11 protein-coding genes are annotated in these 15,559 nt (G+C 58.8%); all 11 read right to left on the bottom strand.

Annotation, left to right across the window (positions count from 1 at the left end; all coding sequences use genetic code 11):
• Window positions 1-99 precede the first annotated feature (99 nt).
• The 11 genes from AQ621_RS08880 to AQ621_RS08830 all read right to left on the bottom strand — a co-directional run bounded on the left by AQ621_RS08880 (window position 100) and on the right by AQ621_RS08830 (window position 15,431).
• Window positions 100-2,487: an efflux RND transporter permease subunit gene (locus tag AQ621_RS08880; RefSeq protein ID WP_058341174.1), complete on the bottom strand. Its 2,388-nt coding sequence runs from the start codon at window positions 2,485-2,487 to the stop codon at window positions 100-102.
• 50 nt (window positions 2,488-2,537) lie between these two features.
• The gene (locus tag AQ621_RS08875; RefSeq protein ID WP_227508279.1) at window positions 2,538-3,683 is read right to left on the bottom strand and encodes a WD40/YVTN/BNR-like repeat-containing protein; all 1,146 of its coding nucleotides are present in this window, start codon (window positions 3,681-3,683) and stop codon (window positions 2,538-2,540) included.
• A gap of 65 nt (window positions 3,684-3,748) precedes the next feature.
• Complete coding sequence (locus AQ621_RS08870) at window positions 3,749-5,137, bottom strand: DUF1329 domain-containing protein (protein ID WP_058341172.1); 1,389 nt, start codon at window positions 5,135-5,137, stop codon at window positions 3,749-3,751.
• 210 nt (window positions 5,138-5,347) lie between these two features.
• On the bottom strand, window positions 5,348-7,990 hold the full coding sequence (gene pepN, locus AQ621_RS08865; protein ID WP_058341171.1) for an aminopeptidase N: 2,643 nt from the start codon (window positions 7,988-7,990) through the stop codon (window positions 5,348-5,350).
• Window positions 7,991-8,021: 31 nt separating this feature from the next.
• The gene (locus AQ621_RS08860) at window positions 8,022-8,858 is read right to left on the bottom strand and encodes a DUF2797 domain-containing protein (RefSeq protein WP_058341170.1); all 837 of its coding nucleotides are present in this window, start codon (window positions 8,856-8,858) and stop codon (window positions 8,022-8,024) included.
• Window positions 8,855-9,154, bottom strand: a complete 300-nt coding sequence (locus AQ621_RS08855) for a YeaC family protein (RefSeq protein ID WP_022989383.1) — start codon at window positions 9,152-9,154, stop codon at window positions 8,855-8,857. Before AQ621_RS08855 ends, AQ621_RS08860 begins: the two co-directional genes overlap by 4 nt.
• 177 nt (window positions 9,155-9,331) lie before the next feature.
• The gene (locus AQ621_RS08850; protein ID WP_082640983.1) at window positions 9,332-10,027 is read right to left on the bottom strand and encodes a rhomboid family intramembrane serine protease; all 696 of its coding nucleotides are present in this window, start codon (window positions 10,025-10,027) and stop codon (window positions 9,332-9,334) included.
• Window positions 10,024-11,013 (bottom strand): metallophosphoesterase, encoded by a 990-nt coding sequence (locus AQ621_RS08845; protein WP_058341169.1) that lies wholly within the window; start codon window positions 11,011-11,013, stop codon window positions 10,024-10,026. Before AQ621_RS08845 ends, AQ621_RS08850 begins: the two co-directional genes overlap by 4 nt.
• A 2-nt stretch (window positions 11,014-11,015) precedes the next feature.
• A complete protein-coding gene (locus AQ621_RS08840; RefSeq protein WP_022989386.1) occupies window positions 11,016-11,900 on the bottom strand; it encodes an NAD(+) kinase in 885 nt (294 codons plus the stop codon).
• Window positions 11,901-11,983: 83 nt separating this feature from the next.
• Window positions 11,984-13,234 (bottom strand): hypothetical protein, encoded by a 1,251-nt coding sequence (locus AQ621_RS08835; RefSeq protein WP_058341168.1) that lies wholly within the window; start codon window positions 13,232-13,234, stop codon window positions 11,984-11,986.
• 133 nt (window positions 13,235-13,367) lie between these two features.
• Window positions 13,368-15,431, bottom strand: coding sequence for an NADPH-dependent 2,4-dienoyl-CoA reductase (locus tag AQ621_RS08830; protein WP_058341167.1), 2,064 nt, complete (start codon window positions 15,429-15,431; stop codon window positions 13,368-13,370).
• Window positions 15,432-15,559: the final 128 nt, after the last annotated feature.

The following is a 15,559-nucleotide window of genomic DNA, read 5'->3' as shown; positions in this document are numbered from 1 at the left end:
ACTTCGGGCGATAAATAAAGAAAGGATTAGTTCGCTAACCAGCTGAGTATTCAAGAAAAAAGCCCGCTTACGCGGGCTTTCGGGGGCTTTAGCCAATCATTAAGACTTGGCTGCGCGGGCTTTCGCCAGCATTTTGTCCGGTCTCAGCAGGAACCGGGCCAGTGCTGGCAACAGCCAGATCGCTCCCACCATGTTCCACAGGAACATGAAGAACAGCAGGAAGCCCATATCCGCCTGGAACTTGATCGGCGAGAAGATCCAGGTCACTACACCAAGGCCCAGGGTCACGCCGGTGAAGATAACGGCCTTACCGGTCGAACGAAGGGTTTCGTAGTAAGCCTCCTGCAGCGTCTTGCCTTCCAGCAGGAACTTCTCGAGCTTGGCGTAGATGTAGATACCGTAGTCGACACCAATACCCACGCCCAGCGCGATTACCGGCAGGGTCGCTACCTTGATACCGATACCGGACACCGCCATGATCGCCTCACACAGAATGGAGGTCAGGCCCAGCGGAATTACGATACAGGCCACCGCACGAAGTGAACGGAAGGTCAGGAAGCACAGCAAGCTCACAACACCGTAAACCAGCATCAGCATCATATCCTTGGCGCTGGAAATTACCTCGTTGGTCGCCGCTTCAATACCTGCGTTACCGGCCGCCAGCAGGAAGGTGTGCTCTTCGTTGCTGTTGGTCTGGGCGAAGGCTTCAACGCGCTCAACCACGGTTTCCAGGGTTTCCGCCTTGTGATCTTCCAGGAACACCAGCACCGGAGTCAGGTCGCAACTGGTGTTGATCAGGCCGGCCGGCGCATCCCGGATAGACGCATTGATGATGGTCTGGTTGCGGGAAATCTCGAACCACTTCCAGTTACCCTCGTTCAGGGCCTTGGTCACCAGCTTGGAAACATCTGCCAGGGATGCGGAACTCTGCACGCCCGGGGTGTTCTGCAGCTGCCACTGAAGGCTGTCCATGGCGCGTAGCACGTTGTACTGGGTGCACTGCTCTTCCGGGGTTTTCACCATAACCACCAATACATCGGCACTGGTGGAGTAGTTGTTGATGATGTAGGCGTTGTCCTTGTTGTAGCGGGAATCTGCACGCAACTCCGGCGCACCCTGGTCAAGGTCACCTACTTTCAGGTCTTGCTTGTAGTACAAGCCAAGGCCCAGGCCGATCACGGCAATCAGCAGGGAAATCGGTGCCACACCCGGGTGGGAGAAGTAAGACATAACCCGCCATTTGCGGTCCTGCTTGTCGCCGTGGTTCTGCACATGGCGCACACCGCCCTTGGAAATGCCGATGTAAGACATGATCAGTACATGCAGCACCAGGTTGGTGATGATTACAAACGCCACACCCAGGCCGGCGGCAACGGCGAGGTCACGGATAACGTCGATTTCGATGAACACCAGGGTCAGGAAGCCCATGGCGTCGGAAATCAGCGCCAGCATGCCCGGGATATACAGGGCACGGAATGCCAGGCGGGCTGCAGTTACAGCATCAAAGCCCTTGGCCGCTTCCACAGCCATGGCGTTAACAATCTGTACGCCGTGGCTGATACCGATCGCAAACACCAGGAACGGCACCAGCACCGAGTACGGATCCAGTCCATAGCCCAGAAGCCGGAGGGTACCCAGCTGCCAGAACACAGCGATGATGGAGGTCAGCACCGGGATCAGCGTGCCGGCGATGCAGCGGGAGTACCAGAACAGCAGCAACGTGGTCAGCAGGATGGTAATGCCGGCAAACCAGGCAATGGAACCGATACCTTCAATCAGGTCGCCCACTTTCTTGGCAAAGCCAACAATGTGGATGCTGATTTCCGGGTTCTGCTCCTGGTATTTGCTGCGAATCTTTTCTTCCAGCTCTTTGGAGAACGCGGCGTAATCCAGCGGCTCGCCGGTTTCCGGGTTGGTCTCGTACAGCGGCGCGTACACAATCGTGGAACGGAAGTTGTCTGAAATCAGGCGCCCTACTTCGTTCGAACGCAGTACGTTCTGGCGCAACTGCTCAAGACTCTCGCGGGTGCCGTCGTAGGTGTCCGGAATCACGGTACCACCCTGGAAGCCCTGCTCGGTCACTTCCACCCAACGTACGTTGGAGGTCCAGAGAGACTTCAGGCCGGAACGGTCAACACCGTTCAGGTAGAACATCTCGTCGGTAATCTGCTTCAGGGTTTCCATGTATTCGGCGGTAAAGATGTCGCCGTCTTCCACCGCAACCGCAATACGCACGAAGTTACCCAGGTTTTCCAGGTCGTCCCGGTGTTCGAGCATATTCACAATGTACGGATGCTCGAGAGGAATCATCCGCTCGAAGCTGGCGTCTGGCTGGATCTTCACGGCGTTGTAGCCGAGGAACAGCGTCAGCACAAAGAACGCGATAAGAATCAGCGCCCGGTTATTAAAAATCAAACGCTCAAGGAACGGCTCCGCCTTGGGCGTTGTCAGGTAATGTTCACCCCTGTCATGCATCGGGTCAGACATTAAAAAACCCCTCTATCCATTAAATCCGTTGATGCCACACCAGGGCGTTGTTACAGGTCCCGGCCGCGGGAATCGGTGATCATCACACCGCCCTCGCCTACCAGAAGAAGATTGGTTCCGCTCAGTGGAACCACACCCATGACACCCTCCCGGTCGTTCCGGAAGTGCGCGCGGAAACTTTCGCCACCATTACTGCTCATCAGCACCGCGCCGCTGTTACCCACCAGGGTGACCCGGCCATCGTCTGCAACCGAACCGTTGTTCAGGGTGGTGCCGCCTTCGTTAGCAACCATGGTCCAGCTGCGGCCCAGATCCGTCGATAACATGGTGTTGCCGCGAAGACCGAAGGCCAGCACTTCATTTACCTTGCCGGTACCCATCACGCCGAACAGTGAGCCATCGTAGGGGCTCTCGCGCCGCTCCCAGGTGTCACCGTTATCTACGGACACATGCACCTGGCCGGCTTCGCCCACGATCACCAGCCCACCACCGGTTACCCGGGCTACGCTGTTCAAATGGAAGTTCTGCGGGTTGCTAAGCTGCGGGCCCCAGTCTTCCCAGGTTTCACCGCCATCCTGCGTGCGCAGGACCATTCCGTAGGCACCCACCACGAAACCGTGCTGGTCGTCTTCAAACCACACATCCAGTAACGGGTTAACCGGGCCGATTTCCATGTCTGCCTGCACGTTCTCCAGGGCAAAGAACAGGTCATCCAGCGCCCATTCCAGGTCGCCCTTTTCGGCTTCCGGAGCCTGTTCGATACGCTCCTCCATCGCAGCAATCTGCTCTTCCCGGCTTTCGATCACCAGCTCGGCCGCCTGCAGGCCATCGAACTGCAGCTGCCAGGTAGCCCCGGCATCCCCGGAATGCAGCACCGCACCGCTGTGGCCAACAACCCAGCCGCTGCTGTCGCTGCCAAAATCCACGGCGTTCAGCGTCACCGATACAGGCACCTCGGCCTGGGTCCAGGTTTGCCCTTCATCATCGGAGTAAATCACATGCCCGCGCTCGCCAACGGCAACAATGCGGTCACCCGCACGGGTGGCGTCGTTGAGCAGGGATTCCGGAGCCAGGTCCGACATTAAAGCCGGGGTCTCGATGATATCTGTCAGCGCAAACGCCGCAGGTGCTGCCAATGCCATGGACAGGCCAAGACAGGCAGAACCCAGTGTCTCGCACATGAACCTATTAGCCATTCAGATTGCCTTTACGTTGGTTAGATCAGAAAGCTGCCGGCGCGGGCCTGAGCCCGCGCCAAAACTCAGCGTACACTTCGTCTGCGCAGGGAAGCCGGCGAGAAGTAACGCTTGCTGGGCACGTCGTCAGTGAACACTCGGGTGTTGGGTTCTTCGGTATCCAGGCCCAGAACATGGTAACGACGGGCCTGCAGGTCGTGGTACACGTCCAGTGCTGTCCACACACCCGGCATGTCGTAATAGTTCTTAGCGATACCCATGGTTACGCGCCAGAGCTCACCACGGCCGTCGTACTGGTCGAGCAGCAGAGTGTTCCAGCTGTCGGCATCGACATAGAAACGACGCTTGGCGTAGATGTGGCGCTCACCATCCTTGAGGGTGGCTTCAACCACGTGCACCCGGTGCAATTCCCAGCGGGTAAGGTCAGGATTCAGGTGGGAAATACCCAGAATCTCGGAATACGGAGTGCCCTTTTCGCCAATCTTGTAGTTGTTGTAGGGCACGTAGATTTCCCGCATCCCTTCGTAATTCCAGTTATAGCGATCCATGGCACCGTTGAAAATATCGGTGTCGTCGGCCGTCCGAAGGTTATCGGCCGCCGCGATCGGGGAGTCGTAACCCAGGTTGGGTGCCCGGCGCACACGGCGCTGCCCGGCGTTATAACCCCAGCCATTACGGGGGCTGACAATCTGGTTCAGGGTTTCATGAACCAGGATCGCACCACCGGCAAGGCGAGGCGGAGACTGGGTGAAAGACAGGTAGTAGAAAATGATGTTATCGAGGTCTTTTTCGCTGCCTTCAGGGCTGTAGAAGTTGAAAAAGGCTTCCTGCTGGGACGTCACCAGGCCGTAATCCCCGTTGGGCTGCACGGCCACTTCACTGGAACGACGGGTCAGGGATATACCGCGCCAGCGGGTCAGGTGGTTCCAGATCACCTGCCAGGCTTTTTCTTCGTTATTGCCATGCAGGATCGGGAAAGGATAGCCACCGAAGGCGCCATCAAGGCCTTCAGCCTCACCAACCACTTCCGCATTCACTGCGTTCTTGCGGGTGTTCTCGGCAACCCAGTCAGGAACCGCATGGGTACGGCGGGACTGGTAAACCGGAATCTGAAAGGTCGTCGGGTAGGTTTCAAACATGGCCTTCTGGCCATCGGTCAGGTGCTCGCTGTACTGGTCCATGTTGGACGCATTTATGGTGAACAGCACCTGGTCATTCGGAAACGGGTTGATATGGTGCTGGCCACTGCCCTGATAGCCGGCCGGAGGCTCTGTCAGGCCACCGTCCCACGCCGGGATGGTGCCATCGGCGTTTCCGGCCTTGACCGAACCGAAAGGGGTCAGGTCATTACCCAGCCGTGCTGCTTCTGAAGCAGACACAGCCGCGTAAACGGGGGATGCGGCGAAGGAAGCTGCCAGCAGCCCACCCAAAAGAACGTTTTTGTTGTATCTCATTGTGCAACCTTTCCGTCTGGAAGCCTCTGTCGGGCTTTATTGTTATGGTCTGATGCAATCGCAGACTTTCCAACAGATTAGCCGATTGAGCAACATTGTCTATCGACCGAAAGTGCGATTTTGTATCAGGGTGTGACGACGGTGGAAAAAACACATACAGATACACAGCCAGCGCGGGCCCGCGCGCCTGGCACGGGCCCCGCCAGCAGATCAGCCTGCCAGGCTCTTGTGCACAACTTCGTAAAGGTCACGGGACAGGTTATCTTTGTCCCGGATGCCTTCCAGTGCCGCTTTCATCTGGCTGGAGTAGGCAGGTGCGAACCTCCGCCAGCGCGTTAACGGCGTCACCAGGCGTGAGGCAATCTGCGGGTTGCTGTCATCCAGGCGGCAAACCTGCCCGGCCAGGAACTGATAGCCACTGCCATCAGGATTATGGAACGCCGCCAGGTTCTGGCCGGCAAATACACCCACTACGGAGCGCACCTTGTTCGGGTTTTTCCAGTCAAAGGCCGGATGCTCCAGCAGCTGCAGGATGTGTGGCAGCTGGCCGGCCTGGCCGCTGGACGCCTGTACCGAGAACCAGAGCTCCACCACCTGCGGATCATCGCTGAAGCGCTGGTAGAAGCTCTCGAGGGCCTGCTCACGATCTGCTGCAAAGCCGGAATTGACCAGCGCCCGCAAGGCACCCAGGCGATCCGTCATATTGTCTGCACTGCGGAACTGCTCTAACGCCAGCTCCCGGGCCCGCTCATCGTCAATACTCATCAACCAGCCCAGTGCCGTATTACACAGGCTGCGACGGGCAATGGCATCCGGGCCCAGCTGGTAATCGCCCTGCTCCCGGTTGCGCTGGTAACAGGCCAGCAGGTCATCTTTCAGCTCTTGTGCCAGGTGCTTCAACACCCGCTCCCGGGCCGCGTGGATAGCCGGCACATCGGCCTGCTCCGCCAGTTCTACCAGGTAGGCTTCCGACGGCAGCAACAGCATCTTGGCCACCAGCGCCTGGTCCAGAGAGGCATCGTTCAGCAATTTACGGTAGGCATCCGCCAGCCGCGGCTCAACCTCGGCCTGCTCCGGCGTACCCACCAGAGACTGGATAACATCCACGGCCAGGCGCTGGCCCGCATCCCAACGATTGAAGCCGTCCGGATCGTGGCTCATCAGGAACAACAGCTGTTCCCGGCTCCACGGATACTGCACCCGCACCGGCGCCGAGAAATCCCGCAGCAGGGACGGCACCGGCCGTTCAGCCAGGCCATGGAATTCGAAACGGTGCTCGGCCTCAGTCAGCTCCAGCACCCGCTCCAGCGGGCCGTCCTGTTCGCCAGCGCTGATATTCAGCGGCAACGGCTGGCCTTTGCTGTCGAGCAGGCCCATGGCGAACGGAATGTGCTGAGGCTTCTTGCCGGTCTGCCCCGGCGTGTCGGGAATGTTCTGGCGGATGGTCAGGCCATACACACCCTTATCCGCATCGTAGTCATCTTCCACGCTAACCACCGGCGTGCCTGCCTGTTCGTACCACAACCGGAACTGGCTCAGGTCGCGGCCGGACGCATCTTCCATGGCCTTGACGAAATCATCCGTGGTCACCGCCTGGCCATCGTGGCGCTCGAAGTACAGATCACTGCCCTTGCGGAACAGTTCGTCGCCAAGCAGGTTGTGAATCATCCGTACCACTTCCGCCCCTTTCTCGTAGATGGTCAGGGTGTAGAAGTTGGAGATCTCCATGTATGACGCGGGCCGCACCGGATGGGCCATGGGGCCGGCATCTTCCGCGAACTGTGCGGTGCGCAACAGGGTAACGTCTTCAATGCGCTTGACCGTTGGCGATCCCATGTCGGCGGAGAACTGGGAATCCCGGAATACCGTAAAGCCCTCTTTCAGGCTCAGCTGGAACCAGTCCCTGCAGGTAACCCGGTTGCCGGACCAGTTGTGGAAGTACTCGTGGGCGACAATGGCTTCGATACGCTGGAAGGTGGCGTCGGTCGCCGTGTCCTGGCTGGCCAGCACGCAGGACGAGTTGAAAATATTCAGCCCCTTGTTTTCCATGGCCCCCATGTTGAAATCATCCACCGCCACGATCATGAAGATATCCAGGTCGTATTCGCGGCCGTAGACGTCTTCATCCCAGCGCATGGAGCGCTTGAGGGCGTCCATGGCGAAATCGCACTTCTGCGCGTTGCGGGGCTCCACGTACATTCGCAGGTCAATGTTACGGCCGGAACAGGTGGTGAAGGTGTCTTTTTTCTCTACCAGGTCTCCGGCGACCAGCGCGAACAGATAAGCCGGCTTGGGGAACGGGTCTTCCCAGGTGACAAAGTGGCGGCCGTTTTCGAGCTCGCCCTGCGCTACCGGGTTGCCGTTAGACAACAGTACCGGGTAAGCGCCTTTATCGGCTTCAATCCGGGTGCGGAACCGGGCCATCACATCCGGGCGATCCGGGTAGAAGGTAATGCACCGGAAGCCCTCGGCCTCGCACTGGGTACAGAACATTCCGGACGACTTGTACAAACCTTCCAGCCGGGTATTGTTCTGCGGCTCGATCCAGGTAACCACCTGCAATTCGAATTGCGCCGGTACCGAAGGCACGATCAGCGCATCGCCACGGTCTTCGAAATCACCGGCAGCCAGCGCTGAGCCATTCAGCGCCACCGACTCCAGCTTCAGGCTGTCGCCGTGCAGGAACAGGGGGGCACCGGCCTCCGCAGACTCAGGGTTACGACGCACAGACAGGGTGCTGTGCACCCGGGCGCCGTCTTCAAACAATTCGAAACGCAGATCCACGTGGTCAACCAGATACGCAGGAACCTTGTATTCACTCAGGTAAATGGTTTGTGGCTGGTTGGTTCGCATTCATACTCTCCAGACAAAAGACATGGCGGGCTCAGTCGAGAACCCGGAACCGGACTTCATAGCCGGTAAATTTGCGGATATTGATCACCCCGGTGTCCAGCATCAGGTACTGCCCTTTGATACCTTCAAGCAGCCCTTCCACTTCCGGCGTTTTATCCAGATTATGGGTTTTCACTTTCGCCGGCCATACCTGAACCGGATAACCCAGCCCAAGTGAGGCCTCGTCCACAATCCGGATGCTGTCTTCGCCGTGCTCTGCACGCAATTGCGCCAGGTCGTCTTCGATCAGCTCCAGGATTCTCTGGCGCTCCTGAGCCAGGTCCAGCTCCGGCACATTGCCCTTGAGCATGGCCCGCCAGTTGGTGCGATCGGCCACATGGCTCTTGCACGCCACTTCTACCAGCCCGGAAAGGTACCGGCTGGAAACCCGCAGCATGGGGATCGCCGTCACCGCGCCCTGGTCAATCCAGCGCGTAGGCACTTGCGAGCCCCGGGTAATACCCACCTTCAGGCCACTGGAATTGGCCAGGTACACCACGTGCTCCACCATGCAGTTGGCTTCGCCCCATTCCGGCTCCCGGCAGGTGCCCAGGTGAAAATGGCACTTTTCCGGGCTCATGATGCAGCTGTCACAAGCTGCCAGCTTGCGGAAGCAGGGGTAACAATAGCCCTGGTTGAAACTCTTCTTGGTGGTGCGATCGCAATGGATACAGCGGATCACGCCATCAAAATCCAGCCGGACCTTGCGCCCTACCAGATCATTCAGCGGAATGCGGGTATCGCCCACCGCCAGGGTATAGGCTACCGGGTCGCCGGCTTCGGCCGGCATCTTGCGAAGACGGCCGGTTACATCAATGGAGTCGCTCAAACCTTGACCTCTACAAACTGATCCGGATCGACATCATCGTTGCCCTGGCGATCCTTGCGGAACTGCACAGACGGGTCACAGGCGGTACCCGCCTTTTCACCCCGGTCGAGGTAGCCGACACGCTGTTCTTCCGGCACCTTGTGCTTTTCTTCGTAATAGATCACCGCTTCCAGGCTGATTTCCCGCTGCTCACGGGTCATGGCACGGCCGTCCGGCCACTTGCCCAGCTCAATCGCCTGTTTCAGATTGCGGTACACGTTCGGATCCAGCCGCTCGATCAACTCTTCGTAGGTCATTGCCCACCTCCTGAAAATTTGTTCATTGAAAAATCGGCAAATCCGTTTGACAGACGCAAATGATAACAATTATCATTAATTCACCAAATGACAGACGGTCGTATCATTTGGTCTCTCTCATCAGGAGCTAAAACGCTCTTTTTATGCCCCACCTTCCGGTGGGGCTTTTTTTTTGGTTTATCGCCAGCGCTTGCCCCGCAAGGGCGACAACGCGGCCACCAGCAACCCTGCCACAAAACCGCCCAGATGGGCTTCGTTGGCCATGCGGCCAAGGCCAAGCATTTCCGGCAACGGCGTAAAGCCGATCACCATCCACACCAGCGCAAAGGTCACCAGTGCCGGCGGGAACTGGAAACGCGGGCGCCTGCGCTGGCTCATCCAGCAGTAACCCAGAATGCCGTACACCACACCGGACAAGCCACCAAACAGCGGGCCGGACACCAGGTACTGCAGGCCATTGGACAGCAGGCTTGCCACCACAAACAGCACCGCCAGCCGGGCACGGCCGTCTATCCACTCAATCTGACTGCCCAGAAACCACAACATCACCGAGTTGAAGATGATGTGGGTCCAGCTGAAGTGCAGGAAATCCGGGGTAATCAGCCGCCACACCTGGCCACTGGCCAGGGACGCCGACAGCGCCTCCAGGCGGCCAGCCAGCGAGCTGAACACCTCCCAACTGAATGGCCGGGGATCCACAAACATCAGGTTTGCCGCCAGGGCGTTCTGGCCCATGCCGGTAAACCACACCATCACCACCGCGATCACTATGGTTGCGATCACAAACGGGGCGTGGCGAGGCGCGGGCTGCCAGCGGCCGTCCGGGGTAATCGGGTAAGACCTTTCGTTATCCACCTGCTCTCCCCGCCTCAGCGTGCCACACTGTCTTCACTGGTGGGATAATCCGGCTGTTCCGGCCGGTCTACATCCACCCAGACAAACTTGTCTTTCGACAGCACGTCTTCGCCGTCCATCCGGTACGCCACCAGCTTGCCGTACTTCACCGCACTGTAATCGATACAGGCCACATTGGTCTTCAGCGGCGCCGGCTTGCCATCCATCCAGTAATGGCCCACAAACACCGGGGGCGCATCCAGCGGATAGGTGATCAGCTGCCGGTACTCGGCATCCGTCAGCTCCATACGGGCCACTTCCGGGGGCAGCGGGTCTGGCTGGAACACCACGTCGGCGTAGGTTTTCGGATCATCGGCCCAGAACTTGGTGCGGAAGAATTCCCGTACATAACCGTCCTTGCCGGTAATCGACATGCCTTCCGGCAAGCGCAGGTCGGTTCCCCGCAGCAAGGTATCCATCACCTGCCCGGCAAACGACTCGATCGCTGCAGAGGCATGCAGGAAGTCCTCATCAATGCAGGCTCCGCCCTGGTTTTGCCTGAACTTGTCGATCAGGTCCTGGTCCCAGCACGCATGCACCACCCGGAAATCCTCATCGTCGATGAACAGCGGAATGGTATAGAACCATTCCAGGAATTCATTCCACTCATGAGGATACGCATCAAACTGCTCAAGGGTTTCCTTGATCAGCCGGTCATGCCGCGGGTTGTGCTCCCGAAGGAACTGCTTGCCACTGCCCGGGCGGGCCCGGGTGCAGTAACCCAGCGCATTGTACTCATGGTTGCCCATGACAATACGGGCAGCGCCATGCTCCACCATATCCCGCACCAGGTGCAGGGCCTCGCGGATGCGCGGGCCGCGGTCGATAATGTCACCAATAAAAATTGCCTGCCGCTTCGGGTGCCGGTAAACCCCGTTCACCTTGCGGTAGCCCATCTGATCCAGCAGCCGCTGCAGCGTATTAGCGCAACCGTGGATGTCGCCGATAATGTCGTAACCCGCCATACTCAACTCGCTGTAATCGTGCTTGCCCAGCCCAGCTTGTCACGGCAGGTGGCGTAGAAGTTGTGGTCGGTGGGGTGAATCAGCCGAACCTTGAAGGGCTTCTTGGTGATGCGAATGATGTCACCCGGCGCACAGGAAATGTTCATCTGGCCATCGAAACTGATCTGCGGATAGGTTTCGTTGGTCTCGCCGATCACCAGTTTGATCTCGCTCTTGCCATCCACCACGATCGGGCGACTGCTGAGGGTATGGGGGAACATGGGCACCAGCACCACGGCATCCAGCTTGGGATGCATAATCGGACCGCCGGCAGACAGTGAATAAGCCGTCGAACCGGTGGGCGTGGCTACAATCAGGCCGTCAGAGCGCTGGCTGTAAACAAAGTGGCCGTCGATAAACAGGTCGAAGCCGATCATCCGGGTAGACTTGCCCGGGTGCAGCACCACGTCATTCAGGGCAGAGCCATAGCCAAGAGGCTGGCCGTTGCGCTCTACGTGGCCGTCCAGCAGAAACCGGGATTCTTCGATGTAGTCACCGGCCAGCACCTGGGCCAGCCGCTCTTCTAGGTCGTTGGGGGAGATATCGGTCAGAAATCCGAGGCGACCCCGGTTAACACCCAGCAACGGAATCTTGGCCTTGGCCATTTCCCGGGCGGCACCCAGCAAACTACCGTCACCACCGACCACGATTACCAGGTCACAGATTTCACCCAGGAGCTTCTTGCTGGCCACCTGCAGGCCGTGGCCCGGAATCATGGTCGCGGTGTCTTCTTCGATAATGACGTGGTAGTTGTTTGCGGTCAGGTACTGTTTCAGCTGGCGCAGCGACTCAACTACCTTGACGCTGCCCATGCGCCCGATAATCCCGATATTCCTGAACTGGTCCATGAAGTATCCCGTGGTGTCTGAATGAGACGAACAGACCCACAGTTTAACGAAACTCGGGCGGATACTGAAAAAACTTCGCGGGATCAGGCTTTATGCTGTTCGCAGCGGTCGTCTTTGCCGGCCTCGAAATCCGCCGGCTGGGACACTCTCATGATCGGTTCACCGCACGCATTGCCGTCGGTATCGGCATGGTTGCACACCGGGTTTTCATAGTGGGCCAGCCACTCCCGGTAGGCGGCCTCGTTCATGCCGCACTGGTCAGCGGCGTAGGCCTGGGGATTGGCAAAGTAAGTTTCGATATCATCGTACGGCAGTGTAATGTGGCCGACACCCGGGTGATAAGCCACCAGGAACACCACCTGGTTTCGCAACTGTTCCAGCAGCGAATCTTCCGGCACTTCGCGATTTCTGAGTTCCTGGTTTTCCTGTTCGAGGGCAACCAGCCTTTCCTCCCGCAGCTCCAGCTCCCGCTCCTTGCGCTCCAGCTGCTCCCTCAGCAGGACCGTTTCGGCATCCGATTTGCCGCCCTCAACGTCGGGCCCTGCTTCCGGATCGGCCGGGGCCTCTTTACCCAGCTGCTCCTGTAGCGCGAGGTATTGCTCATTACGCTCCTGCAGGCGATTCTTGAGCTGCTCCTTACTGACCCGAAGCCGTTCGTACTTCTGGTCCAGCTCGGTCATCTCCGAACGCAAAGCCTGCATCTCCAGGCGATGGTCACGCTGCAGGTCAGACACTGCATCCCGGTGCACGCTCTGCAGGGTTTTGATGCGCAGCCGTTGCTCCCGAAGCACCTGGGCCAGGCGGGCACGTTCGATATCGACACGCTCGTCGGTGGCCGCAGACGACGAATTCACCAGAACAGGGATATTCTCTTCTGCCGGCTCGGCCTGGCGGAAATGCAGGGTATTGGCTTCAACAGCCTTGCGAATCGAGTGGAAATGGTTGCTGCCCGGGGTCATATCCGGGTCCCAGAGTTCCTCTGCAAAAGCAGGGTCCGGACACTGGCTGCGACACACCAGGCGGATAGCGCCACCGCCCAGGTCTGGGCCCTTGGCACCCTTTTCCGCCAGCGCTTCGATGGGCACGTTCCAACTGCTGTCTGCGCGGCCTTCTTCGTCAAACCAGATCCGGAAGAACACCAGGGACGCCACCGTCAGGTCCGGATTGAGATTGACCAGCACGGCGCGCACATCGGTTTCGGCAAGGTCCGAAAGCCCAACATAGCCATCCAGGAAGGCACCAAACTCCGACCAACGCATCTGCCGGGAAACCTGGCTACCATCCATCAAGAAGACAGCTGAGTTACCCTCGGCTGCCTGGGCGGCACTGACCATCAACCTTCTCCATGCTTGTAACTTGTTATTCGAACGACAGGGCCGGCCCGAGGGTTCCCTACCCCCTTGCCGGATTTCCATAGTCTAGCCAGACCGGCCCCAAAACACAGAGAAAAACTGCAACGATTTGTGATCAGATCTCCGCTGCCAGGCGGCTGCCCTGGTCAATTGCCCGCTTAGCATCCAGCTCGGCGGCAACATCGGCACCACCAATCAGGTGCACCGGCAGGCCTGCGGCTTCAAGGCCTGCCTGCAGTTCGCGCAAGGGTTCCTGGCCGGCACACACGATGATGGTATCCACCGGCAGCAGTTTGTCTTCGCCCTGCTCTGCGCCCTTGGGCGTAACCGTGATGTGCAGGCCTTCGTCGTCAATCTTGCGGTAAGAGACACCCGGAACCATCTGCACATTGCGGTTCTTCAGGGATGTACGATGAATCCAGCCGGTGGTCTTGCCCAGGTTCTTACCGACCTTGGACGCCTTGCGCTGCAGCAGGAACACTTCACGGGCCGGGGCCGGGACTTCCGGCTGCACGCCCTGAATACCACCACGATGCGCCACGGTCAGGTCGACACCCCACTCTTTCATAAAGTGTTCGGTGTTCAGGGACGGCGATTCGCCCTGGTGCACAATGAATTCGGACACGTCAAAGCCGATACCACCGGCACCGATTACCGCGACACGCTGACCCACCGGCTTGCGACCCATCAGGGCATCCAGGTAACCGATCACCTTCGGATGGTCGATACCTTCGATATCGGGGGTACGAGGCTCGACACCGGTGGCCATAACCACTTCATCAAAGCCACCGGCTTTCAGGTCGTCTGCACTGACCCGAGTGTTCAGGCGAACATCCACGCCGTGCTTATCGAGCATCACCCGGAAATAACGCAGGGTTTCGTAGAACTCTTCCTTACCCGGAATCCGCTTGGCCACGTTGAACTGGCCGCCAATCTCGCTGCCGTCATCGAACACCGTCACCTTGTGGCCACGCTCTGCGGCTACGCTGGCAAAGGCCAGGCCAGCGGGGCCTGCACCCACCACCGCGATGGATTTGGGCTGGGCAGTTTTCACATAGGTCAGCAGGGTTTCGTTACAGGCGCGCGGGTTCACCAGGCAGGTGGTGAGCTTGCCGCTGAAGGTGTGGTCCAGGCAGGCCTGATTACAGCCGATGCAGGTGTTGATTTCCTCGGCACGGTCTTCGGCTGCTTTCAGTACCAGCTCGGCATCCGCCAGGAACGGCCGGGCCATGGAGACCATGTCGGCATCGTCCTCAGCCAGGATCTTCTCGGCCACGTCCGGCATATTGATCCGGTTGGTAGTCACCAGCGGAATGCTTACCTCGCCTTTCAGGTGGGCGGTTACCTTGGTAAAGGCACCGCGGGGTACCGAGGTGGCAATGGTCGGCACGCGGGCTTCGTGCCAGCCGATACCGGTGTTAATGATACTGGCGCCGGCTTTTTCGATTTCCTTGGCCAGCTGCACCACTTCTTCCCAGGTGCTGCCGTCTTCGATCAGGTCCAGCATGGACAGGCGGTACACAATAATAAAGTTCTCACCCACCCGCTCACGCACACGGCGCACGATTTCAATCGGCAGGCGAATGCGGTTTTCATAGCTGCCACCCCACTGGTCGGTGCGGTGGTTGGTGTGTTTGACGATGAACTGGTTAATGAAATAACCCTCGGAGCCCATAATCTCGACGCCGTCGTAGCCGGCGCGCTGGGCCAGGGCGGCACAGTTCACGTAGTCGTCAATCTGCTTCTGGATACCCGCTTCATCAAGTTCTTTGGGCTTGAACGGGTTGATGGGTGCCTGGATAGCAGAGGGCGCTACCAGCTCCGGAGAATAGGCATAACGGCCAGCATGCAGGATCTGCATACAGATCTTGCCATCGGCCTCGTGCACGGCCTGGGTGATCACCTTGTGCTTGTCAGACTCTTCCTCGGTGCTCATCTTGGCCGCGTGCTGGAACACCGCGCCTTCGCTGTTGGGGCCGATGCCGCCGGTCACAATCAGACCAACGCCGCCACGGGCACGCTCGGCATAGAATGCCGCAAGCCGGTCGAAACCACCCTTCACTTCCTCAAGGCCCGTGTGCATGGAGCCCATCAGGGTGCGGTTGCGAAGCTTGGTAAAGCCCAGGTCCAGGGGTTCAAGCAGGTGCGGGTACTTGCTGGTGCCAGGTGTTGCGGTCATTGCGGTGCTCCTCATCGGATTATCAGGCGGGATGTCGAGGCTCCCGTTGTTATGGGCCTACACTACCCAGCACCGAAGGCGCCAACAATATCCAAACCAAACATTTTATTATCTTTAAATAACAGCAA

The organism is Marinobacter sp. P4B1 (genome assembly GCF_001447135.1).
In the GTDB taxonomy this organism is placed as follows: Bacteria; Pseudomonadota; Gammaproteobacteria; order Pseudomonadales; family Oleiphilaceae; genus Marinobacter; species Marinobacter vinifirmus.
This window is presented reverse-complemented; position numbering and strand designations above follow the sequence as displayed.

Bases quoted from the DNA above. Each gene is read 5' to 3' on its own strand.
- AQ621_RS08880 (WP_058341174.1), bottom strand. From the start codon at position 2,487: ATGTCTGACCCGATGCATGACAGGGGTGAACATTACCTGACAACGCCC.
- AQ621_RS08875 (WP_227508279.1), bottom strand. From the start codon at position 3,683: ATGGCTAATAGGTTCATGTGCGAGACACTGGGTTCTGCCTGTCTTGGC.
- AQ621_RS08870 (WP_058341172.1), bottom strand. From the start codon at position 5,137: ATGAGATACAACAAAAACGTTCTTTTGGGTGGGCTGCTGGCAGCTTCC.
- pepN (WP_058341171.1), bottom strand. From the start codon at position 7,990: ATGCGAACCAACCAGCCACAAACCATTTACCTGAGTGAATACAAGGTT.
- AQ621_RS08855 (WP_022989383.1), bottom strand. From the start codon at position 9,154: ATGACCTACGAAGAGTTGATCGAGCGGCTGGATCCGAACGTGTACCGC.
- AQ621_RS08845 (WP_058341169.1), bottom strand. From the start codon at position 11,013: ATGGCGGGTTACGACATTATCGGCGACATCCACGGTTGCGCTAATACG.
- AQ621_RS08840 (WP_022989386.1), bottom strand. From the start codon at position 11,900: ATGGACCAGTTCAGGAATATCGGGATTATCGGGCGCATGGGCAGCGTC.
- AQ621_RS08835 (WP_058341168.1), bottom strand. From the start codon at position 13,234: ATGGTCAGTGCCGCCCAGGCAGCCGAGGGTAACTCAGCTGTCTTCTTG.
- AQ621_RS08830 (WP_058341167.1), bottom strand. From the start codon at position 15,431: ATGACCGCAACACCTGGCACCAGCAAGTACCCGCACCTGCTTGAACCC.